The sequence below is a fragment of the Pasteurella sp. XG20 genome (assembly GCF_018968665.1).
GTDB classification, from domain to species: Bacteria; Pseudomonadota; Gammaproteobacteria; order Enterobacterales; family Pasteurellaceae; genus Pasteurella; species Pasteurella multocida.
Window position 1 is genome coordinate 477867 of record NZ_CP076656.1, and the last position, 24207, is coordinate 502073.

Annotated in this window: 20 protein-coding genes; 7 read left to right on the plus strand and 13 right to left on the minus strand. The window is 40.8% G+C overall.

From position 1 onward, the window contains the following. Positions 1 to 7: 7 nt before the first annotated feature. The 8 genes from secD to KPF51_RS02240 form a co-directional block, all read right to left on the minus strand. On the minus strand, positions 8 to 1858 hold the full coding sequence (gene secD / locus KPF51_RS02205; RefSeq protein WP_005723622.1) for a protein translocase subunit SecD: 1851 nt from the start codon (positions 1856 to 1858) through the stop codon (positions 8 to 10). Positions 1859 to 1883: 25 nt separating this feature from the next. Beyond that, positions 1884 to 2180, minus strand: coding sequence for a preprotein translocase subunit YajC (gene yajC / locus KPF51_RS02210; RefSeq protein ID WP_005721053.1), 297 nt, complete (start codon positions 2178 to 2180; stop codon positions 1884 to 1886). Positions 2181 to 2476: 296 nt separating this feature from the next. Beyond that, entirely contained in the window at positions 2477 to 3634 is a 1158-nt protein-coding gene (tgt, locus tag KPF51_RS02215; protein WP_005723625.1) for a tRNA guanosine(34) transglycosylase Tgt, read from the minus strand. Positions 3635 to 3848: 214 nt separating this feature from the next. Beyond that, positions 3849 to 5198: an anaerobic C4-dicarboxylate transporter DcuC gene (gene dcuC / locus KPF51_RS02220; protein ID WP_005723627.1), complete on the minus strand. Its 1350-nt coding sequence runs from the start codon at positions 5196 to 5198 to the stop codon at positions 3849 to 3851. Between the two features lie 38 nt (positions 5199 to 5236). Next, positions 5237 to 5992 (minus strand): HAD-IIB family hydrolase, encoded by a 756-nt coding sequence (locus KPF51_RS02225; protein WP_014668190.1) that lies wholly within the window; start codon positions 5990 to 5992, stop codon positions 5237 to 5239. Beyond that, on the minus strand, positions 5992 to 7083 hold the full coding sequence (gene queA / locus KPF51_RS02230; RefSeq protein WP_010906536.1) for a tRNA preQ1(34) S-adenosylmethionine ribosyltransferase-isomerase QueA: 1092 nt from the start codon (positions 7081 to 7083) through the stop codon (positions 5992 to 5994). Before queA ends, KPF51_RS02225 begins: the two co-directional genes overlap by 1 nt. Before the next feature lie 253 nt (positions 7084 to 7336). Then, complete coding sequence (gene yegQ / locus KPF51_RS02235) at positions 7337 to 8707, minus strand: tRNA 5-hydroxyuridine modification protein YegQ (protein ID WP_061406193.1); 1371 nt, start codon at positions 8705 to 8707, stop codon at positions 7337 to 7339. A gap of 160 nt (positions 8708 to 8867) precedes the next feature. Next, positions 8868 to 10994 (minus strand): hypothetical protein, encoded by a 2127-nt coding sequence (locus KPF51_RS02240; RefSeq protein ID WP_061406192.1) that lies wholly within the window; start codon positions 10992 to 10994, stop codon positions 8868 to 8870. A 202-nt stretch (positions 10995 to 11196) separates the two neighbouring features. Here KPF51_RS02240 and metF point away from each other — a divergent pair, with 202 nt between their 5' ends. The 6 genes from metF (at position 11197) to KPF51_RS02270 (ending at position 18140) form a co-directional block, all read left to right on the plus strand. After that, positions 11197 to 12084 carry a methylenetetrahydrofolate reductase gene (gene metF / locus KPF51_RS02245; protein ID WP_014326209.1) on the plus strand — a complete coding sequence of 296 codons (888 nt, stop codon included), beginning with the start codon at positions 11197 to 11199 and terminating at the stop codon, positions 12082 to 12084. 343 nt (positions 12085 to 12427) lie between these two features. After that, a complete protein-coding gene (locus tag KPF51_RS02250) occupies positions 12428 to 14026 on the plus strand; it encodes an ABC transporter substrate-binding protein (RefSeq protein ID WP_005724060.1) in 1599 nt (532 codons plus the stop codon). Positions 14027 to 14213: 187 nt separating this feature from the next. Continuing rightward, positions 14214 to 15218 (plus strand): ABC transporter permease subunit, encoded by a 1005-nt coding sequence (locus KPF51_RS02255; RefSeq protein ID WP_005721069.1) that lies wholly within the window; start codon positions 14214 to 14216, stop codon positions 15216 to 15218. Between the two features lie 22 nt (positions 15219 to 15240). Then, positions 15241 to 16134 carry an ABC transporter permease subunit gene (locus tag KPF51_RS02260; protein ID WP_005721070.1) on the plus strand — a complete coding sequence of 298 codons (894 nt, stop codon included), beginning with the start codon at positions 15241 to 15243 and terminating at the stop codon, positions 16132 to 16134. Positions 16135 to 16144: 10 nt separating this feature from the next. Further along, on the plus strand, positions 16145 to 17143 hold the full coding sequence (gene dppD, locus KPF51_RS02265) for a dipeptide ABC transporter ATP-binding protein (RefSeq protein WP_005724063.1): 999 nt from the start codon (positions 16145 to 16147) through the stop codon (positions 17141 to 17143). A gap of 16 nt (positions 17144 to 17159) precedes the next feature. Further along, positions 17160 to 18140 carry a peptide ABC transporter ATP-binding protein gene (locus KPF51_RS02270; protein WP_005724065.1) on the plus strand — a complete coding sequence of 327 codons (981 nt, stop codon included), beginning with the start codon at positions 17160 to 17162 and terminating at the stop codon, positions 18138 to 18140. A 76-nt stretch (positions 18141 to 18216) separates the two neighbouring features. Here the strand turns inward: KPF51_RS02270 and znuB are convergent, their stop codons facing one another. Together znuB and znuC are read right to left on the minus strand one after the other, a co-directional pair. Continuing rightward, on the minus strand, positions 18217 to 19002 hold the full coding sequence (znuB, locus tag KPF51_RS02275; protein WP_005724066.1) for a zinc ABC transporter permease subunit ZnuB: 786 nt from the start codon (positions 19000 to 19002) through the stop codon (positions 18217 to 18219). 8 nt (positions 19003 to 19010) lie between these two features. Then, positions 19011 to 19802 (minus strand): zinc ABC transporter ATP-binding protein ZnuC, encoded by a 792-nt coding sequence (gene znuC / locus KPF51_RS02280; protein ID WP_061406191.1) that lies wholly within the window; start codon positions 19800 to 19802, stop codon positions 19011 to 19013. A 234-nt stretch (positions 19803 to 20036) separates the two neighbouring features. On the opposite strand from znuC, the gene mepM reads away from it, so the two are divergent. After that, positions 20037 to 21590, plus strand: coding sequence for a murein DD-endopeptidase MepM (mepM, locus tag KPF51_RS02285; protein ID WP_005724068.1), 1554 nt, complete (start codon positions 20037 to 20039; stop codon positions 21588 to 21590). Positions 21591 to 21664: 74 nt separating this feature from the next. Here the strand turns inward: mepM and KPF51_RS02290 are convergent, their stop codons facing one another. The 3 genes from KPF51_RS02290 to lolB form a co-directional block, all read right to left on the minus strand. Continuing rightward, on the minus strand, positions 21665 to 22612 hold the full coding sequence (locus KPF51_RS02290; RefSeq protein WP_005724296.1) for a ribose-phosphate pyrophosphokinase: 948 nt from the start codon (positions 22610 to 22612) through the stop codon (positions 21665 to 21667). Between the two features lie 69 nt (positions 22613 to 22681). Beyond that, complete coding sequence (ispE, locus tag KPF51_RS02295) at positions 22682 to 23569, minus strand: 4-(cytidine 5'-diphospho)-2-C-methyl-D-erythritol kinase (RefSeq protein ID WP_005724298.1); 888 nt, start codon at positions 23567 to 23569, stop codon at positions 22682 to 22684. Continuing rightward, positions 23569 to 24186: a lipoprotein insertase outer membrane protein LolB gene (lolB, locus tag KPF51_RS02300; RefSeq protein ID WP_061406189.1), complete on the minus strand. Its 618-nt coding sequence runs from the start codon at positions 24184 to 24186 to the stop codon at positions 23569 to 23571. The genes ispE and lolB overlap by 1 nt, the downstream gene beginning before the upstream one ends. Between the last annotated feature and the right edge of the window lie 21 nt (positions 24187 to 24207).

Consider the following 24207-nt stretch of genomic DNA (forward strand, 5'->3'; position numbering starts at 1 on the left):
ATCCTCGCTAAATTGACAATTTGTTTATACGTTTACCGCCGTACAAGAAGTTGACGATTGCACGTGTGCCGACAATGGCGGTAAACATGGAAATCCCTACCCCAAGGGCAAGTGTAATTGCAAAGCCTTTCACCGGACCTGCACCCACGGCATAAAGAATCACGGAGGTGAGAATGGTGGTTAAGTTTGCATCAAAAATACTGGTGAATGCGCCAGAATAGCCTTCGTGAATGGCTTGCTGAATAGGTCTACCATTACGGATTTCTTCTTTGATACGTTCAAAGATCAGTACGTTAGCATCAATGGACATCCCAACGGATAGCACGATCCCGGCAATTCCTGGCATTGACAAGGTGGCGCCTGGTAGTAATGACATTAAACCAACCACTAAAACAATATTCGCAATCAACGCAATATTAGCGATCAAACCAAATTTACGATAGTAAAGTGTCATGAAAATAATGACGGCGAGTAAGCCCCAGAAACTGGCCTCTAAACCTTGGCGTACGTTTTCAGCCCCCAGTGATGGTCCAATCGTGCGTTCTTCGACAATTTGAATGGGGGCAATTAAGGCACCAGAACGGAGTAACACTGCAAGATTTAACGCTTCTGCAGGGCTATCAATGCCGGTAATTTGGAATTGGCTACCAAAACGGCCTTGAATCGTCGCGACGTTAATGACTTCCTCGTGTTTTTCTAAGATCGCTTTGCCATTTTCATCTTTCTTACCGCTGTCTTTATATTCGACATATAACGTCGCCATCGGTTTTTTTAGATTCAAACGGGTGGCTTGTGACATGATCTCGCCACCTTCACTGTCTAAGGTCACGCTGACTTGCGGACGTGAAGTTTGTTGATCTAGCCCTGAACTGGCGTTAGTAATATGTTCACCACCGAGTACGGCACGTTTATACAGGACAACTGGGCGACCATTGCGATCCAATTTTACTTCTGAATCATTTGGTACAAAGCCGCGTGTTGCCGAATCAAGATTGACATTTTCATTGACTAAACGGAATTCTAACGTCGCAGTTGCGCCTAGGATTTCTTTCGCACGCGCGGTATCTTGTACACCAGGTAACTCAACCACAATACGTTCAGCGCCTTGACGTTGAATCACTGCTTCAGACACACCCAATTCAGATACACGTTTACGTAAAATCGTCAAGTTTTGCTCAATAGCACTTTCACGAGATTCATTGAGTGCGGCTTCAGAAAGGGTTAACGCTAAGGTATTGTCTGAAACGCTTTTAATCTCTAAATTATGATGCTGTTTACGTAAAAAACGTTGTACCTCATCCAGTTGTTCTGGTTTTAATAAGGTGACGAGCGTACTGAAATTTTCAGCAGATTTAATCCCCGTATACTGATATTTTTCTTTACGTAATTGGGTACGCAGGTTGTCTTGTAATTGTTCTTGACGTTTATGTAAAGCCGATTTCATATCCACTTCCATTAAGAAGCGGACACCACCACGTAAGTCTAATCCCCATTTCATCGGATAAGCGCCAACTGAAGTGAGCCACTTCGGTGTTGCCGGCGCAAGGTTTAAGGCAACAGAATAGCCATTACCTAATTTTTCAGACAGTTTATCTTTGGCAAGTAATTGATCATCGGTATTATGAAAACGAGCAAGAATAGAGCCATTTTCTAGAATAATCGATTTGGTTTCTAAGTTGTTTTGATTTAATAAAGTTTGGACTTCACTAAATATTTGAGCATTGGCTTCTTGTCCTCGGGTGCCGGAAATTTGCACTGCGGGATCTTCACCATAAAGATTTGGAAGAGAGTATAAAACGCCAATGGCGATCACGAGGATCACCATTAGGTTCTTCCAAAGAGGGTAACGATTTAACATAGTTTTCCCTTTTAGGAATGAAAAATTAAGATTTTAATGAGCCTTTTGGTAACACAGCCACAACGTAGTTACGGTTGATGGTGACTTCGGTTGTCTCATTTAATGCGATGATAATGCTGTCACTATCTGGTGATACTTTCGTAATACGACCAATTAAACCACCTGCGATTAAGACTTCCGTGCCTTTTGCTAATTCAGACATTAATTTTTTGTGTTCTTTATTACGTTTCGCTTGCGGACGATAGATCATGAAATAGAAAATCAATCCGAAGATCACGAAAATAAATAACATTGACATTGGACTACCTTGTTGAGCTTCCATTTGTTATTTCCCTTCTTAAAAGTAAAATTAAAACATAAATTTGACGAAAAAATCGCTTGCTAAAAATACCATAAAATCCAAGTAAGTGAAAGGAATTGGGGATATTTTTGGTATCTATGTCAATGTAGTTATGAGGCGGTGATTTAATTAAAGATAATCCTTGCTTTTTTATCTTTTAGACAATGTGGCGTAATCTGGAAAATCAACGTGGGAAGGAACAAAAGAAAGCCAACCAAGTATAAAAATGGGGTAAATTTATCTCATTACCCCATGTTTTAATCCGATTGGATTCAGGCTTAGCCTTCATCTGATTTTATTTCAGACTGCATAGGTGGGACAGGTTTGCCCATTTTAGCATAGAATTCCTGTACAAATGCCTCAAAGCGATCTTCTTCGATAGCTTGGCGAATTTGCGCCATTAAGCGCTGATAATAGCGTAAGTTGTGAATTGTGTTTAATCTTGCGCCTAAAATTTCACCGCATTTATCTAAGTGATACAAGTACGCCTTAGTGTAATGTTTACAGGTATAACAGTCACATTCTGGATCTAATGGGCTAGTATCCTCACGGTATTTGGCATTACGGATTTTTACAATACCATCGCTGACAAATAAATGCCCATTACGTGCATTACGGGTTGGCATCACACAATCGAACATATCGATACCACGGCGCACCCCTTCGACTAAATCTTCTGGTTTACCCACTCCCATTAAATAACGTGGTTTATCAGCGGGAATTTGTGGACAGACGTATTCTAAAATACGGTGCATATCTTCTTTCGGTTCACCGACGGCTAAACCGCCGACCGCATAACCATCAAAGCCAATGTTGACTAATCCTTCAACCGACACTTTACGTAATTCTTCGTAAACACCACCTTGAATGATACCAAATAATGCATTTTTATTACCAAGCTCATCAAAACGATCACGGCTACGTTTTGCCCAACGCAACGACATTTCCATGGATTTTTTTGCATAATCAAAGGTGGCAGGGTAAGGGGTACATTCGTCGAAAATCATCACGATATCTGACCCTAGATCATATTGAATTTCCATTGATTTTTCTGGTGACAAGAAAATTCGTTCCCCATTAATTGGGTTTTGGAATTTTACCCCTTCTTCCGTAATTTTACGCAATTTGCCTAAGCTGAACACTTGGAAACCGCCCGAGTCTGTGAGAATTGGACGATGCCATTGCATAAAGTCATGCAAATCACCGTGCTTACGCATTACCTCTTGTCCGGGACGTAACCATAAATGGAACGTGTTACTTAATAGAATGTCTGCGCCTGTAGCACGGACTTCTTCCGGCGTCATGCCTTTTACCGTACCGTAGGTGCCTACTGGCATAAAAGCAGGGGTTTCTACCGTAAAGGTACCTTGTGGACGTTCAAACACAAGACGACCACGTCGTGCGTTGCCATCGGTTTTATCAAGTTCGTATTTCATTTCCTTTCCTTTCAACGAATAAACAGTTCGAAGCATGTGGTGAATAAAAAAGCCTGTATCAAGAAACAGGCTTTTGAGATAAGGTTGTTCAATATTCTTTATCGAACAGAAATGGTACGGCTAACAATCTGTTCAGTTGTGCCGATTGGCTGTTTAAAGCGTACCAAATACGTTTTATTGTATGTGTACAACTGACATAAGTCAAACGACAGTATTAGGCAACCACCATAATTTCTGTCGCAACAATCACCACAATGAGTCCGACTAACATCGGTACTGAAATCCGTTTTACCACTTCAAATGGGGAGATTTTTGCCATGCCCGATACTGCCACCACCACACCAGATACTGGAGAGAGGCTACGACCAATATTGGAGGCTTGTAACATTGGAATGGTTAGGTAAGCCGGGTTAATTCCCATATGGGCGGCTAATTTGGGAATTAATTCAACAAACGCATAGAAAGGGGCGTTGCCTGAACCAGTGGTAATTGCGGCTAATGCAGTGATAAGTGCTAGCGCGAGCATCATGAGGAAACCACCACTGCTGACTGATTGGACGGAATCAATTAAGGCATGGATAAAGCCTATAGTACTCAATCCTTGTGCAAAAACCCCCGCGGCTACAAGCAAAATCACCACGCCAGAGAAAGCATCCGCCATACCTTGATAAGCAACATTTAAGTTTTCATAGACTTTTTTCGCACTAAAGGTTCTTAAAAAATCGATCAGGGCGACCAAGAGTAAACAAATGACAATAATCGTAATGATATGAAGTTCTGGTGCTATTTTACCATCAAAGACCAGTACGCCAACAATGGGGGTGAAGGGTAAAATCGCATAAAAACGCGGTGCTGAAGTTTGGATTTCACTCACAGCTAACATTTCTGCACGATGTCCCTCTTTACGATCGAGGTAACGCTGCCAAAAGAAATGGGCAATCGCGATAGAGATAATTGTCAGAATGGAAATTGGTAAGGTGAGATGAAAAGCAAAATCTAACAATGGCATTTTTGATACTTCTGCCGCAAGTACGACATCACCAGAAGTGGGCGACAGAATAATGGCGGCAGGGGAGGCACAAATAGAGGCGGCGGCACCGCGTGAAATACCCACATTGACCATGATAGGAAACAGTGTTGCCATTAATAAGACCCCTAATCCCGTTGCAGAAGGAACGGCTAATGACATTAAACAGGCAAGAAAATAAGCAACAATCATTAAGAGATAAGGGGATTTGATGTATTTGAGCGGTTGGGAGGCGAGTTTTACTACCATGTCGTTTGCCCCTATATGAGTCATGTAAGCCGCAAAACCACACAACACCATAATCAGCATACCAAGGTTGCCCCCACGATTCATTAAGAGGTATTTGACATATTCAAACACATCGAGGTAGAGACTACCCGTTGATTTGACACTGTTCGGCAGAATGGCTTTGTCTAATAACACACTACAAAGCAATAACAATAAACCGACGGTCATTAGCACGCCAGTGGCAGAATAGCCTTTGACAATGTAATAACCAACGAGAATAACGGCAATTAAGCCAATAATTAAATCCATAATTAATCTCCATTTAATAAGATAAGTCGAATATTGCGCTATCCGATTAATTGTTTAATTTTTTGCGCAATGTCAGTGGGGTTAGCAAAAAGATGTGTGTTTGCAAGTTTGCGTAAGGGCGCGAAGTCACCGACACAGACTGAATAATCAGCATGTTGTAATAATTCGATGTCATTCATATCGTTGCCAAAGGCAACGTATTTAGCCTGCCCGATATAAGTGGTGAGGGTATAGTATTTATTGATGTGCTTAGCAGTAATATCCAGATTAAATCGCCCATTTTCTTCGCTATGCTCAATGAGATTGACCTCTAAGTGTGTCAACTGTTGTTTGAGGAAAAGAAATTGTGTCTGAGTCAGGTTAAGTAAAATGGTTTTGATCGGATGTTGTATTGCCGAGAGCGGTCGATTTTGAGCCAATTTCGCAGGATCTATTTTGTGTTCGATGCTATGCGGTTGGCGAAGACGTTTACTGTAATCCCAGAGGTCATCAGCCAAATAATCTAAATCAAATTCCTCAATCCATTGCTTGATTTGTGTAAAAGCAACACTAGAAATTGGTTGTTGGGCGGTAATTTGTTTATTGACTTGGGTAATCGCACCATTCCCCCCAATCAACATAGCCTGTTGGAGTTTGGGGTTAAGTAATGGGAGAAGATCGCGAATAGGGCGTGCCGAGGCAAAAATCAGCTGATGATCTTTTTGCATCAGCTGTTCAAGAGCGTGTTGAATGTCGAGTGGAATCTGTTTGCCGTCAAAGCAAATCGTGCCGTCTAAATCAAACACAAAGATCATCAGTCAAGCCCATTAACGTGAGGATTTTTGCTGATAAACATCGCGTCGCCATAACTAAAAAAACGATAGCGATTTTCGACCGCACTTTGGTACGCCTGCATAGTATGGCGATAGCCAGCAAAAGCGGAAACCAGCATAATCAGTGTACTTTCTGGTAAGTGGAAGTTCGTAATTAAACAATCCACCACGCGGAAAGTTTTGCCTGGATAAATAAAAATTGACGTATCGGAAAAATAAGGCGTAATTAAGGCATGTTCGCCTTTTTCTTCCGTCGCTAATGCTGCACTCTCGACGGAACGAACTGAAGTGGTGCCCACAGCAATCACACGTTTGCCTGCTTGTTTCGTGGCAATAATCGCGTCACACACTTCTTGTGGTACTTCCACATATTCTGCGTGCATTTTGTGATCTTCAATCTGCTCGACGCGCACCGGTTGAAATGTGCCTGCGCCAACATGTAAAGTCACAAAAGCAAAGTTGACCCCTTTGGCTTTGAGTTGTGCTAATAAAGCATCGTCAAAATGCAAGCCGGCAGTTGGTGCCGCAACCGCGCCAGGGACTTTGTTATAAACGGTTTGATAACGTTCTTTATCCGCTTCTTCGTCAGGGCGATCAATATAAGGGGGCAATGGCATATGCCCAATTTGCTGTAACACGTCTAAAAGTGCGGTCTGTTTTTGCGCGATTTCTAATTCAAATAAGGTATCATGGCGCGCAACCATGATCATTTTGACACCATGATGTTCACCTAACTTATCTTCGCCTAACCACAGTTCTGCCCCTTCTTTCGGTGCTTTTGAGGAGCGCACATGGGCTAAAAAGCGAGTGTCGGATAAAATCCGCTCGACCAACACTTCCACCTTACCGCCACTGGCTTTACGTCCAAACATCCTTGCAGGAATCACGCGCGTGTTATTAAAAATTAATAAATCGCCTTCATGAATTTGATCAAGGATATCAGCAAAAGTGCGGTGGGTAATCTCACCATTTTCGCCGTTAAGTTGTAATAAGCGACTAGCGGTGCGATCCGGTTTTGGGTAACGAGCAATCAGCTCATCGGGTAAATCAAAATAAAAGTCAGAAACACGCATAAATAGGGTTATAAAAAGTTATCTAAAAAATCGTGGGCGTAAGTCTAGTGTGAATTCCGCTCTTGCACAAGGAAAAATCCAGATTTTGTTGTTTAGTATCGAATTGAGATGATTTTGGACAAAAAAAAGCCCTTTCAAGAAAGACGAAAGGGCGAAAATATATTTGGAGTCATACTTTTTAGGGTATGTGTCGGATTATACACACAAAAATAACAAATGCAACAATTTATTAACATTAGTTGCCATAAATGGCTTATTTTTGGTGTGGTTGACGTGTGTTAGTATTCACCAAATTACGCATTAGCAGCGCGTAGTCTAATTGCACATCTTCTGGCACGTCTAAAAATACAAAATGTCCATCGCCTAAACCGGCTTCCACATTTTCATTTTTACGGTTGAGCATCCGTTCAATCTTGAACACAATGTTCCCTTTCGGGGTCATCATTTCCACTTCATCACCGAGTAAGAATTTATTTTTGACTGCTACTTCTGCCATGCCTTGCTCATTACGTTTACCCGTGAATTCACCGACAAATTGTTGACGCTCCGAAATGGAGTAGCCGTAATCGTAGTTTTGGTATTCATCGTGAGTATGACGACGTAAGAACCCTTCGGTATAACCACGGTGTGCAAGAGATTCTAAGGTATCCATTAAACTTTCATCAAACGGCTTGCCTGCTACCGCATCATCAATTGCTTTACGGTAAACTTGTGCGGTTCTCGCACAATAATAGAAGGATTTGGTACGCCCTTCGATTTTTAACGAATGTACGCCAAGAGCGGTGAGTTTTTCCACATGTTGTACCGCTCGTAGATCTTTCGAGTTCATGATGTAAGTACCATGCTCATCTTCAAAGGCAGACATTTGTTCTTCAGGGCGTTGACTTTCTGCTAATAAAAATACTTTACTGGTGGTGTCGCCTTCGCCAAGTGTCGGTGCTACATTTTTCACTGGAATTTCTTCACCCACATTCACAATGTTGCCGATCTCATCTTCTTTGGCTTCGGTTACACTGTATTCCCAGCGGCACGCATTGGTACAGGTGCCTTGGTTTGGATCACGTTTATTAATATAGCCTGATAATAAACAACGTCCAGAATACGCCATGCATAATGCCCCATGCACGAACACTTCAATTTCCATTTCTGGCACTTGCTGACGAATTTCGGCAATTTCCTCAAGCGAAAGCTCACGGGATAAGATCACGCGGGTTAAGCCCATTTGTTTCCAGAATTTCACCGAAGCCCAGTTGACCGCATTGGCTTGTACCGAAAGGTGAATCGCCATATCTGGGAAATGTTCACGCACTAACATAATTAAGCCCGGATCCGACATAATTAACGCATCGGGTCCCATGGCAATTACCGGCTCTAAATCACGAATAAAGGTTTTCAGCTTGGAGTTATGTGGCGCAATATTGACCACTACATAGAATTTTTTGCCTAAGGCGTGGGCTTCATCAATGCCAATTTTTAAATTAGCATGATTAAATTCATTGTTGCGCACACGCAAGCTATAACGTGGTTGTCCGGCATACACCGCATCGGCACCATAGGCAAAAGCATAGCGCATGTTTTTGAGTGAACCGGCTGGAGAGAGCAGTTCTGGTGTGAAAGTTGTCATAAATTATCCGTTAGTCTGATTACAAGTCAGTTACTCACTTAAGGTGAGCAATTCAAAGGGGGATATTGTAGGGGGATTTGTGATTTTGTAAAGGAAAAAGGGGCTGAAGTAAAAAGTGCGGTCGTTTTTTTACATTTTTTCGACCGCACTTTGTGCTGTGTTATGGGGCTTTCGCCTCATCTCGTGCATCAGGGGGAGAATCATTCAAGGCTGGAATTTCAGGTTGTTCTCCTTGCGGTTGACTTTCGTCAGCTTGCACCTCATGTTGTTGATCTAATTTTGCCATGACTTCTTCAAAAGGCTGAGCATTAATGGTTCTTTTTCCATTTTTTTGCACATAATGAAGTAGATAGTTTTCTTCATTTTCAAGAAAGTAAGGGGCTAATTGATCTTGCGGTTTAACCCATTGCGATAGTGTCTGCCAAACTTCTTGTTTTTGTGGTAAAGAGGCGTGTTTTTCATTATTCACTAGACCTTTCGCTAACGCTAATTGGAGATCAATATTCATGTTTTCCCAATGCATGATAGTTTCTAAGGTGTCGAAAGAAAACGCTTTAGTTTTCTCTGGATTGAAGTCAAATGCTAGTTTGACACTAACCGGATAAGCTTGTGTGCTAGGGAAGGTATCTAAAGCAAAACGGAATTCCGCATCAGTGATACTTGGATTAGTTTCTTTCGCAAAACTTTCCTGCCATGTTTGGTAGGTTTTTTTAGAAAGATACATTGGACACAAGAGTCGGTAAGTTTGGTCATAGCATATGTCAAATGGAGAAGGTTTGACCCGTTTATTTAAATGCAATGGAATCTGGTAGATAAAGTCATTAATTTGTAAAGCAAGCGGTTTATGGATCAGTTTTTTAATGGTGAGTGCTGAATGGTAACCATAATTTGCCTGTTGATTTTCCTGATGATTGAGATCCAGATGTTCTAATGCTACATCGACATTAAATGTTGGATTCGCGTAATTCAGTGCCTCAACTTGTAAACGAAATTCACGTTGTTCCTTAAAAGGTTGCGCTCTTTGCTTAAGTTTAGCCACGAAGTCGGGCTGATCTTTTTCTGGGAAAGGAACACGGGTTGAGAGATCGTTTAAGAGATCCGTATAAAAATGCAGTAAATTGAGCTGTTCTGTCAAATTCATTTGACTGGTTTTTTGTGACAAGGCGAGCCCTTTCATACTAAACTGGTCTTTAGGGGCACCGTCGAGCGCGATTTGTCCAATGTTAACTTCAAATTGTGTGTTGATATTTTGTTTGTCTTTGTTGTCAGAAGCGAAAGCCAAGTTGATATCATTAGCGTTAAAAAATTGGTTCAGACTGGCATTATTGGGGAAAGATAAAGCTTTGATGTTGATTTTAGTTTCGTTCGCCTCATTACTAAAGAAGAGCTCCGTGAGTAAATACAACGCATCTGGTAAAGCTTTATTTTCTTCGACTAAATTTTCAAAGGTTTTATAGAAACTTACTTGATTAGGCACTTTGCTTTGCTTGTTACTTATGTCTAAGCCTAGTATGTTTAGCGCATCTTTTTCTGTCGTTTTGTTTTTATTCGAAATTTTTATGACTTCACTTTTAAAACGTGTGGCTAAGTCATAAAACGATTCATCAATCGCCTTATTTAAGTTATAGCGCGCTTTCTCTAATTTGATATGTGTGTTTTCGCCATTTAATAAATAAATATCGGCATGTTTAATTTCTAGATCTAATTCGGCTAAATCATAATGGTGATCACCAACTGGAATCAGCACGGATTGGCTACGTAATCCTTCGATTTTGGTTTTGGCATCGTAGTTAAAGCCAGACAGTTGGCTTTGGATTTCCATGAATTTGCTTTTGGTCGCAAAATTAATATTGATTTGTAAATCTTGTGGCTTATTGGCGAGATCCCTAAATTGGGTGGAAATATCCGATTGTAAATAATCTCCGACCACAGAAAATTTACTATTAATGCTATTTTTATCGATAGTGATATTCAGTTTTTTATTGAGCTCACGAATCAACGGATCGGGGAGTTGGGATTCTGCAATAATCGTAAAAGGAAGTGCGGTCAACTGAGTGGAAATAATATTGTTTTTTTGTTGTTGAGCGTCTTCAAGAGTAAAGACTAATTCACGCTGAAAGAAACTGCGACTTTTTTCAGTGACATGTAAAGTAAGCTGATCTTTTAAATGATAGGGGAAACTTTGTAAACTGCGGTCAATTTTATGATTGGTATAAAATTGTGCAGCGCTCGCTAAGATAAGTGTAATACTGGATAAAATCAGTGTGATTTTAGCTTTTCTCTTCATATTCTTCCCATGTGAGTCAGTGAACTTGGCGATCATAACTCGGCAGTATAGCGAATTCATAGGCTAACTACAAATCGCATGGTTATTTTGATTATGAATTGAATTCATTTTTGTAATGAAATTTTTGAAATTGACACATATACCGTTTCTCATTACTTTAGCCATATAGACATCTAAATCAGTTTTGTATATGAGGTAAGTCATGAGTTACGCAAAAGAGATTGATACACTCAATCAACATATTGCAGATTTGAACGGTAAGATAAATGTGTCCTTTGAATTTTTCCCGCCGAAAAATGAAAAAATGGAAAGTATTTTATGGGATTCGATTCATCGTTTAAAAGTGTTGAAACCCAAATTTGTCTCCGTGACATATGGCGCAAATTCTGGTGAGCGCGATCGCACCCATTCCGTAGTAAAAAATATTAAACAGCAAACGGGGTTAGAAGCCGCACCACATTTAACGGGGATTGATGCCACACCGGAAGAACTCATTGAAATTGCGAAAGATTATTGGAACAGTGGGATTCGTCGTATTGTGGCATTACGTGGTGATGAGCCAAAAGGCTATGCGAAAAAGCCCTTTTACGCCTCAGATCTTGTTGCGCTGTTACGCTCAGTGGCGGATTTTGATATCTCTGTGGCGGCTTATCCAGAAGTCCATCCTGAAGCCAAATCAGCACAAGCGGATTTGATCAATTTAAAACGTAAAATTGATGCAGGTGCTAACCATGTAATTACCCAATTCTTTTTTGATATTGACAGTTATCTGCGTTTCCGTGATCGCTGTGCTTCGATTGGGATTGACGCAGAAATTGTGCCGGGCATTTTACCCGTGACGAATTTTAAGCAATTGGTCAAAATGGCAGCAATTACCAATGTTAAAATTCCCGCTTGGTTAGCGAAGAATTATGAGGGATTAGATGATGATCCTACCACACGTAATTTAGTGGCGGCGAGTGTGGCGATGGATATGGTCAGAGTTCTTTCTCGCGAAGGTGTTAATGACTTCCATTTTTATACTTTGAATCGGAGTGAGTTGACTTATGCCATTTGCCATACTTTAGGTATTCGTCCGAGTAGTGAATAGCCAACTGACTCGTCAATGGTAAGAAAAAGACAAATACAACACAAAAAACGAATGATTTTGTATAGTATGCTGTGAAATTTGCGAAAAATAGAGAATCATCCTGTACTCAAAGCAGAGAGTAGAAAATCATCGCGAAGTTATGAGCCATATTTAGTGATAAATACGCAGTTTTATCCAAAAATATGGCTATTTTTTTAGAATAATTTAACAATTTGGTGATTTATTTTACATTTTATTCACATAAAGGATTGCTATTTTATTTAAAACTTGACATATTCATAGGTGCTTATGCAAACAAAAGGTGCATGTTTTGCACTCAACTAACAACATCCCGGAGTGAAAAATGAAAAAATTAACAAAACTCTCTCTTGCCGTTTTAGCGATGACGTCCACAGCTGCGTTTGCGGCTGCACCGAAAACCTTTGTGTATTGTTCGGAAGCCTCCCCGTCTTATTTAAGCCCTGTGTTAGGCACCGATGGGGCAACTATTGATGCCTCAGGTCAAGCAATGTTTAATGGGCTAACTACGTTTGAACGTGGTACCACTAATGTCATTCCTGCCTTAGCTGAAAAATGGGATGTATCTGAAGATGGGAAAACCTATGTCTTCCATTTACGTAAAGGCGTGAAATTCCATAGCAATAAAGATTTTAAACCAACACGTGATTTTAATGCCGATGATGTGGTGTTCTCTTTCAATCGTCAATTAGACCCAAATCATCCTTATCACAAAGTGTCAGGTGGTAGCTATGAATATTTTATCGGTATGGATATGCAAAATATCATTGATAAGGTTGAAAAAGTCGATGACTATACCGTCAAAATCAGCTTAAAAGTGCCAAATGCGCCATTTTTAGCGAACTTAGCGATGGATTTTGCTTCGATTTATTCAGCACAGTATGCCGATGCCATGGCAAAAGCCAAAACACCAGAAAAATTGGATAGTGCACCAATTGGTACGGGACCATTTGAATTTGTTTCTTACCAAAAAGACTCTGCTGTACGCTATAAAGCCTTTGAAAACTATTGGCAAGGCAAAGCAAAAATTGATCGCTTAGTGTTTTCGATCACGCCAGATGCTTCAGTGCGTTATGCCAAATTACAAAAGGGTGAATGCCATGCAGCGCCTTATCCAAATCCAGCGGATATTGCTAAATTAAAAGCAGATAGCAATATCACTTTGTTAACTAAACCGGGATTAAATGTGGGTTATTTAAACTTTAATGTACAAAAAGCCCCGTTTGATAATGTGAAAGTGCGCCAAGCATTGAACTATGCAGTCAACAAAGACGCGATCATTGAATCAGTGTATCAAGGTGCGGGTCAAGTAGCGAAAAACCCAATTCCACCAACAATGTGGTCATATAATGATGAAGTGAAAGATTACGCCTATGATCCAGAAAAAGCTAAAGCCTTATTAAAAGAAGCCGGGTTTGAAAATGGCTTTGAAACGGATTTATGGGCAATGCCTGTTTCACGTCCCTATAACCCAAATGCCCGTCGTATGGCGGAATTGGTGCAAGCTGACTGGGAAAAAGTCGGTGTGAAAGCAAAAATTGTGAGCTATGAATGGGGAGAATACCTCAAACGTATGCGTGCCGGCGATCACCAAACTGGTATGATGGGGTGGACGGGTGACAATGGTGATCCAGATAACTTCTTGAATACCTTATTAAGTTGTGCGGCTGTTGAGTCAGGGTCTAACTATGCGAATTTCTGTCACAAAGAATTTAACGATTTAGTGACAAAAGCTGCCCAAGTCACTGATTCAGCAGAGCGTACTGCACTTTATCAACAAGCTCAGTTGGTCTTCAAAGAACAAGCACCTTGGATTACGATTGCACACTCCACAACCTATTTCCCAGTGCGTAAAGAAGTTAAAGGCTATGTCATCGATCCATTTGGTTTACATAACTTCTACGCGGTTGAGCTAGAGAAGTAATGTCGCCTTAAGTGCGGTCAAGTTTTTTCGCATTTCTTAAGAATAGGATAGGACGAGCAGAAAGGCTTGTGCTATCCTACTTTAGATCTTATTTGCTATCTTTTTGACCGCTTATGCTTTTCCTCTGTGAAGAGGAATAAGGGATTCAAAGCTATAGATTCACAATTATAAATACAGCGAGTCTTCAATGTTTCAATTTATTCTTAAACGTCTTTTCATGGTTATTCCAACGTTTATTGCAATAACCTTAATTACTTTTGCTTTAGTGCATATGATCCCCGGTGATCCGATTGAAATTCGTATGGGGGAACGCGGTTTAACACCAGAAGTGCATGCCGAAATGATGCAAAAATTAGGCTTGGATCGTCCTTTGCCGGAACAATACTTTAGCTATGTTAAAGGGGTTTTACAGGGGGATTTAGGCACCTCATTTCGTAATAATGAACCTGTTTTAAAAGAGTTTTTTACTCTTTTCCCTGCAACCGTTGAGTTAGCTTTTTTTGCGTTATTGTGGTCTTTAATTTTAGGGATATTTTTAGGTGTTATTGCGGCAGTCAAAAAAGAGTCTTGGATTTCACATACGGTGACATCTTTGTCGCTGACGGGGTATTCGATGCCGATTTTCTGGTGGGGATTGATTTTAATTCTTTATTTTTCTACTCCGCTTGGTTTACCCGCTTCAGGACGCTTACCCGCTGAATATTGGATTGAAGCGGATACCGGTTTTATGCTGATTGATACTTGGAATTCTGATGAACCGGGGGCCTTCTTAGCTGCGATTAAATCACTCATTTTGCCCTCTATTGTGCTTGGCACGATTCCTCTCGCGGTGATTACACGTATGACGCGTTCCTCGATGTTAGAAGTGTTAGGCGAAGATTATATTCGGACGGCAAAAGCGAAAGGGCTAAATACCACGCGTATCGTGGTGGTACACGCATTACGTAATGCGTTGATTCCCGTAGTGACCGTGGTTGGCTTGATTATTGGACAACTGTTATCCGGAGCGGTATTAACGGAGAATATTTTCTCATGGCCAGGGATCGGTAAGTGGATTATTGATGCGATTAACTCGCGTGATTATCCTGTTTTACAAGGTTCGGTGCTGATTATTGCCACCTTAATTATTATTGTCAATTTAACGGTTGATGTATTTTATGGCATCGTCAATCCACGTATTCGCCATACTTAATTTGATTTGATTGGAGTGAAAAATGTCAAGTACGACTACGGTTAGTTCACCCGCCCCAAAAACCCCGTTACAAGAATTCTGGTTTTATTTTAAACAAAATCATGGTGCGGTCATTGGACTTACTTTTATTGCAATTGTTTTCTTAGTTTGTGTTTTCGCTGGGGTGATTGCCCCTTTTGATCCGATTGCACAAGATCGGAGTGCCTTATTGTTACCTCCAGCTTGGCTTGATGGTGGCGATAGTCGCTATTTATTAGGCACAGATGATATCGGTAGGGATATTTTATCGCGTATTATTTATGGCGCGCGTCTGTCGGTCTTTATTGGCTTAACCATTGTGTTATTGTCTTGTTTTTTCGGTGTTATTTTAGGCTTACTCGCCGGCTATTATGGTGGAACAGTCGATATTATCATCATGCGATTTGTGGATATTATGTTGGCAATTCCAAGCTTATTATTAACCATTGGGGTTGTCACCATTTTAGGTCCCTCATTAACTAATGCCGCGATTGCGATTGCTGTGGTGTCGATTCCAAGTTATGTGCGTTTAACCCGTGCGTCGGTGTTAAGTGAGAAAAATCGTGATTATGTGATTGCTTCTCGCGTGGCGGGTGCCGGTGTTTTTCGTTTGATGTTTATTGTCATTTTACCGAACTGTTTAGCCCCTTTAATTGTACAAATGACCATGGGGATTTCTAACGCGATTCTTGAACTGGCGGCGTTAGGTTTCTTGGGGATTGGTGCGCAGCCACCTACACCAGAATTGGGTACGATGTTAGCGGAATCACGAGGCTTTATGCAAACGGCGCACTGGTTAGTGACTATTCCCGGTTTAGCCATTCTTTCTCTTGTCTTGGCGTTTAACCTGATGGGTGATGGCTTACGTGATGCACTTGATCCAAAATTAAAACAATAAGGTGGGCAGCATGGCGTTATTAAATGTAGAAAATCTTTCGGTGCATTTTGGTGATGAAAATGCCCCTTTTAAAGCGGTGGATCGCGTCAGTTACACGGTCAATGAAGGTGAAGTATTAGGTATTGTTGGCGAATCAGGTTCAGGAAAATCGGTGAGCTCACTCGCGATTATGGGCCTAATTGATTATCCGGGGCGTGTACAAGCGGAACAATTGCTGTTTAATCAAAGTGATTTACTTGCCTTAACTGAAAAGCAAAAGCAGAAAATTGTGGGAGCCGATGTGTCCATGATTTTCCAAGATGCGATGACCAGTTTAAACCCAAGTTATACGGTGGGTTATCAAATTATGGAAGCACTGAAAGTTCATCAAGGTGGGGCTAAAGCATGGCGTAAAGAACGTGCTATCGAATTATTAACCTTAGTGGGCATTCCTGATCCGCGTTCGCGTTTAGATGTGTATCCGCATCAATTATCGGGGGGTATGAGTCAACGTGTGATGATTGCGATGGCGATTGCCTGTAATCCGAAATTATTAATTGCAGATGAACCGACAACTGCGTTAGACGTGACGATTCAAGCACAGATTATTGATTTATTGCTGGAATTACAGCGTAAAGAAAATATGGCGTTAATCCTGATCACTCATGATCTTGCCTTAGTCGCGGAAGCAGCCCACCGCATTATTGTGATGTATGCAGGGCAAGTGGTTGAAGAAGGACGAGCGGAGGAAATTTTTAAATGTCCACGCCATCCATATACTCAAGCGCTATTACGTGCGTTACCGGAATTTGCAGAAGGAAAATCGCGTTTACAATCTTTACCGGGGGTTGTGCCGGGGAAATATGATCGCCCAACAGGCTGTTTATTAAATCCACGTTGCCCATACGCCACAGATCGTTGTCGTGAGCAAGAACCAGAAACCCGTTTGGTGAATGGACATCGCGTCAAATGTCATACGCCGTTGAATGCGCAAGGTATGCCAAGTTATACAGAATTTGCAGTGTCATAATAAGAAAGAGAACAATATGCAAGAACTTGAGAGACAAGCACCTTTGTTGGATGCAGTGAATTTGAAAAAATACTATCCCGTTAAAAAAGGGATATTGAGTAAGCCGAAGTTAGTGAAAGCGGTAGATGGGGTTTCATTTACCTTAGAGCGCGGTAAAACATTGGCGATCGTGGGGGAGTCAGGTTGTGGGAAATCTACACTTGGTCGCATGCTGACTATGATTGAAGCCCCAACAGAAGGTGAACTTTTCTATAAAGGACAAAACTTTTTAGAAAATGACACGGCCACACAAAAGTTGCGTCGTAAGAAAATTCAAATTGTGTTTCAAAATCCTTATGCTTCTTTAAATCCACGCAAAAAAATTGGCACGATTTTAGAAGAACCTTTGTTGATCAATACGGATTTGAATGCCAAAGAACGTAAGCAGCAAGTGTTGGAAATGATGGAAAAAGTGGGCTTGAAACCAGAGTTTTACGATCGCTATCCACACATGTTCTCAGGGGGACAACGTCAACGTATCGCGATTGCGCGTGGGTTAATGTTGCGTCCTGATATTGTGGTGGCGGATGAGCCGGTTTCTGCGCTTGATGTGTCTGTCCGTGCCCAAGTATTAAACTTGATGATGGATCTGCAAGAAGAAATGGGATTATCTTATGTGTTTATTTCCCACGATCTTTCGGTGGTGGAACACATTGCCGATGAAGTGATGGTTATGTATTTAGGGCGTTGTGTTGAACAAGGTGAAACGAAGGCAATTTTTAACCATCCTCGTCATCCTTACACGCAAGCCTTACTTTCAGCTACACCGCGTTTGGAAGCTGAACATCGTCGCGAAAGGATTAAACTGACAGGTGAGTTGCCGAGTCCATTAAGTCCACCTAAAGGCTGCGCTTTTCATGCTCGTTGTCGTTTTGCTATGGAAAAATGTGCCCTCGAGAAACCAGCTTTAAAACAGTATGAAGATGGCAGCAAGATTGCCTGCTTTATGCTAGATTAATGCAAATAAAAAGCGAACTTTGGTTCGCTTTTTCATGTTCGTGAAAAAAGTGTAAATGGGACCGCTCTTTAGCGGTTTAATTATGTTCTTTTTTCATTAATGACAACAAGAATAACAAACTAGCGCAGATGACCACAGAAGGACCTGCTGCGGTATCGTAGTAAGCGGAAAGTAATAAGCCCAAACTAATTGAAAGCATACTTATAAGAATTGCAATGAACACCATACTCTCTGGGGTTTTGGCAAACCGCCTTGCCGTGGCGGAAGGAATAATCAGGAGTGAGGTGATAATTAAGGCACCAACAAATTTCATACTAAGTGCAATCGTCAGTGCAGTTAAGATCATTAAAATAAAACGCATTTTCTGCACATTTACCCCTTCAACTTGTGCAAGTTCTGGACTGACTGTGGTCGAAAGGAGCGGATGCCAGAAATACAATAATGTCACCAGCACAAATACAACACCTATACCAATCACTACTAAATCCTCATAGTTCATGGCTAATAGATCACCAAAAAGATAAGCCATTAAATCCACGCGGACATTTTGCAATAAGCCAACGGTGACCACACCCAGCGATAAACAACTGTGCGCAATGATGCCAAGTAATGTATCCACCGAAAATTGTGTTTTCCCTTCTAGCCATACCATGAGGATGGCGAGGATTAACGTCAGCAGCACAATCGAAAGGTAAGGGTTGATATCTAGGAAAATTCCCAATGCCACTCCAAGTAATGCGGAATGAGCAAGTGTATCGCCAAAGTAAGCCATTTTTCGCCAGACCACAAAAGCACCGAGTGGTGCTGTAATCAGGGAAAGCAACATACCGGTAAGCCAAGCGGGAAAAAGAATTTCAAACATGATTTATCCTATTCTTTATGAGTACATTGTTGAGATTGGAAATCTGACGTACAGCAAATATCGCCATGTATGTCATGTTTATGGTTGTGTTTATGGGTATATAGTGCGACATTTTTGGCAAATTGGTCACCAAAGAAATGAATAAAAGTGGGATCATTTGAAACCGTTTCTGGTGTTCCCGCACAGCAAATATGTTGATTAATACAGAGCACTTCATTGGTATCTGCCATCACAATATTGAGATCGTGAGAAACCATGAGAATGGCACAATTTAATTGTTGCTGTGTTTGTTGAATTAACTGATAAAGTTCTGCTTGCCCATTGATATCGACGCCTTGCGTTGGTTCATCTAATACCAATAAATTTGGTTTATTCAAGATAGCGCGGGCTAAGAGTACCCGTTGCATCTCTCCACCAGATAATTTTTGTAGGCTATTTTTATGTAAGTGACTAATTGACAATAATGACAGAGCGTCTTGGATAGCTTGGTGAGAAATCCCTTTTTTGAGTGATAAAAAGCGTTCAACAGTAATCGGCAGACTATGATCTAAGTGAATTTTTTGCGGCACGTAACCAATACGTAAGTTTTTATGGTAAATAACTTGTCCCGAAGTAGGGGGAAGCAATTTGAGTAATACCTTTAATAAGGTTGATTTTCCGCCACCATTAGGACCGACAATCGTAATGATCGAATTAGGATAAAGGGTTAAATTGATATTTTGTAATGCTTTTTTCTGTTCAAAAACAACATTGATGTTTTTTAATTCAACTAAGGGTAATTTTATAGAATGAATGTGCATTATTTGCTAGACTTGACGGCTTAAAGTTGCAGTAAAAATAGCTTATTTTGATTCGTTTAACAAGTTTATCCAATGAAAATAAGTACGATGAATACAATTTGGGCATTCATATGCCTTTTTTAACATTCCGTTGAATTTTTTATTGTTTGCTTGGTCATAATTAAACGAATTGAGAAACAAAGGAATAGAAGCGTGCGGCACGTTAAATTAGCAAGAGATAGACGAAGAAGAAAATTGCAGATTAAGATCGCAATTTTTTTTAGCATTATTTTATTCATCGTTCTCGTTATATCGTTGGGAAAAAAAGAAGAAGGGCAAGATTCAAGTGCAGATAGCCAAACACAAACAGAAACTCAAATTGAAAAGCAACCTGCATTATCTACAGCCACGGTAGAATCGCCTTCTTCGGTACAAGCGGATAGCACCCTCTCTCCTCCCTCATCCGCGGAATCAGTAGAAAAGCAAGCGATAACAGAACATCATACTGAGTCTTCCGCTGTCAGTATGGATGAAAAAAACAGTGACACTCAAGTAGATGCATCGTCACAAGAAACGACAGCAAAACCCGCAGAAAATACACTAGATGCAACGTCTTTTTATGATGATTTAGAAGCAAAAGATGATGAGGTTGATGAAATCAAACCCGATATGCTAGATGAATTGGCAGCCTTTCCTGAACCTGTTCGTCATGCGCTGAGTGACTTGTTTGATGTTATGGATCAGGCAATGCGGATTAAAAATCAGTTCAGCCACACGGTGGTAAAAGGGGATTCCTTAAAAGATGTTTTAGAGTTGTCTGGCTTAGATGCCAGTGTAAGCGAGCGCTTAATTAAAGCCTATCCTGAATTTAAAAACTTAAAGCCGGGTCAGCAATTTTATTGGATCTTAGATAACCAAGGCGAACTCGAATACCTTAATTGGTTGGTTTCAGAGAGAGAAGAAAAAATCTACGAAAAAACAGCAGATGGTCAATATCAGCGTGAAATTTTAAAGAAACAAAGTGTTTGGAAAAAAGAGGTGTTAAAAGGCAGAATTGACGGTTCTTTTAATACCGCATTAAGAACATTAGGTTTAGATATCCGCCAAATTAATCAACTTGCGAATGCATTACAATGGCAAATTAATTTAAAACGGCTAAAAAAAGGCGATAAATTTGCGGTATTAGTGACACGTGAATATATTGAAGGGAAGCTGACGGGACAAGGTAATGTGGATGGAATCCATATTATTTCAGCTGGCAAAAGTTATTATGCGATTCAAGCGAGTAATGGGCGTTATTATAATCGCCAAGGCGAAACGCTCGGCAAAGGTTTTGCTCGTTATCCTTTACAACGTCAGGCTCGCGTTTCTTCTCATTTTAATCCCTATCGACGCCACCCAGTGACTGGACGTATTGCACCACATAAAGGCGTGGACTTTGCTATGCCCGTTGGTACACCGGTCATTGCACCGGCGGATGGTATTGTGGAAAAAGTCGCGTATCAAGCGAATGGCGCGGGACGTTATATTGTGGTACGACATGGGCGTGAATATCAAACTGTTTATATGCACTTAAGCCGTGCTCTAGTAAAAGCAGGGCAAAATGTTAAACGTGGTCAACGTATTGCTCTTTCGGGAAACACTGGGCGTTCGACAGGACCACATTTACATTATGAATTTCATATTAATGGTCGCGCGGTTAATCCATTGACTGTGAAATTACCGGGAACAAGTAGTGGTATGGGAACTGCTGAACGTAAACAATTCTTAGTGAAAGCGAAAGAAATTGAGCGGCAACTAAGACTATAAAAGACGACGCTTATCGAGATAAAAAAGCGCGGTTAAAAATTTAATATTTTTAACCGCGCTTTTTTGTCATTTGACTAGGTGAACATTGCAGAAATTGATTCTTCGTTACTGATACGACGAATAGCTTCAGCCAACATACCTGAAAGGGTTAATACGCGGACTTTGTTTAATGCTTTAATTTCTGGTGAAAGTGGGATCGTGTCTGTTACTACCACCTCATCTAATGCATCACTGGCAAGATTTTTCGCAGCCGAGCCAGAGAATACTGCGTGAGTCGCATAGGCAAAAACACGTTTAGCCCCACGTTCTTTTAAGGCTTCAGCCGCTTTACATAACGTCCCACCAGTATCAATCATATCATCCACAAGAATACAATCACGACCTGCAACATCCCCGATAATATGCATGACTTGTGCTACATTGGCACGTGGACGACGTTTATCAATAATTGCCATATCGGTATCATTCAGTAATTTTGCGATAGCGCGGGCACGTACGACGCCTCCAATATCTGGTGAAACGACAATCGGATTTTGCATGTCGATTTTCTTTAACATATCATGCACTAATACAGGTGAACCAAAGACGTTATCAACAGGCACATCAAAAAAACCTTGGATTTGTTCCGCGTGTAAATCACAAGTTAACACGCGATCGACACCTACACTAGAAAGGAAGTCAGCCACGACTTTTGCTGTAATCGGTACACGAGCAGAGCGGACACGACGATCTTGGCGTGCATAACCAAAATAAGGAATTACCGCGGTAATACGACCAGCAGATGCTCGACGTAACGCATCAACCATGACAATCAACTCCATTAGGTTATCGTTTGTTGGGGCACAAGTAGATTGAATAATGAACACATCACTACCACGTACGTTTTCATTGATCTGAACTTGAATTTCTCCATCACTGAAACGACCAACAGTCGCATCACCTAATGAGAGATATAAACGTTCAGAAATTCGTTTTGCTAGTTCTGGTGTTGCATTACCAGTAAAGAGTTTTATATCAGGCATTGTTAATTGAACCTCGAGGTTTAGATTGTAAAGAAATAAAAATGGTTGAGTAAATTCGTTATTATCGAGCTAGCTGATTTTCGCTAGCATATTATGTAAAGGTGATTTATTTAATCCTTGTGCGACAAAACCAAAATAGTTTTTGGGTATTGTTTGAAATGCGAGTTGTGCACTTTCTTCGTCATTAAATTCGGCAAATACACAAGCGCCGGTGCCTGTTAATCTTGATGGCGCATATTGTAACAATCTGTGGAGTATTTCTTCAACCTCTGGATAATGATTTAACACAACTTTTTCACAATCGTTTGCATATTTTTGATTGAGGAGTTGCTCCAGAGATTGCTTAGGGGTATTACGAATTAAATCTGGATCAGAAAAGACGGTCGCGGTTGATATAGACACATTTGGCTTTAAAACCACATACCATTTCTCTTTTGGCTCACAATAAGTAATTTTTTCACCTACTCCTTCGGCAAATGCCGCGTGACCATGGACAAAAATTGGTACGTCTGCACCGAGCATTAATCCTAGTTTAGCAAGTTGTTTTGTGCTGAGTTGCGTATTCCACAAGTAATTTAATGCGACTAATGCTGTTGCCGCATTAGACGAACCTCCCCCGAGCCCGCTTCCCATCGGTAGAATCTTATCAAGTGTCAGATTGGCGCCTAAAGCACAATTGGTTTTCTGTTGCAGTAATTTTGCTGCGCGATAGACTAAATTATCTTCATTTTTTAGTGAGGGAAGTTCTGGCGTTAGGCAGATTTCGTTATCTTCGCGAACCTCAATATCTAACCAATCACCAAAATCAACAAATTGAAAAAGGGTTTGTAGTTCGTGATAACCATCTTGACGTTTCCCATTAATGTAGAGAAATAAGTTAAGTTTAGCCGGACAAGGGAAACGATATGGTTTTTCTTGTTGTGCTAAAAGTGAGTGAGAAAAATGATAATGTTGCATTAATAAGTCCAGTTATCGATACGAATCTTTAAAGTTTGCCCTTCTGTCTTCAACAAAATATCCTTCGGTAAAGGAAGTGGAAGTTGATGATAGCTTAAGTAATCCGCTGTCCATTGTTGATTATCGATAGGATAGCTAAAGTGGGCGAGTAAGTGATTTTCAGCGACTCGATATTCCTGACTCTCATCAGGCTGTCCTTTTAACCAAAGGGCGAATTGGTCAAGCGGTAAATCCATCCCAACAATCTCTTTCAGTAACCGCTTGGCATCCTGTGCTGAGCGGAGAGGTCCTTTATTATCAGACAGGTGCATAACATTATGACGTACTTCAATAGATAGGGTTGTTGGGCTCAGTGTGGAAGACAAGGTTAGACGGTAGTTAGTTGGATTTTGGTATTGCCAGTCAAAACGAGTAGAAAATCGTTCTTTCTGACTGATATAACCTAACTGACCTTGGTTAGTGTAATCGCGAATCTTCTTAAGTTGAGATAAATGTTGTTGCCACGTGGGATCGGTGTGACTGATATATTTCACATCCGTTGGACGTTCTGTATCCAGGGTACAAGCAAATAAAAAGAAACTTGCAATGATAGGCAAAAGAAAATGTTGTTTTTTCATAACCAATAAAAGTACTCAAAA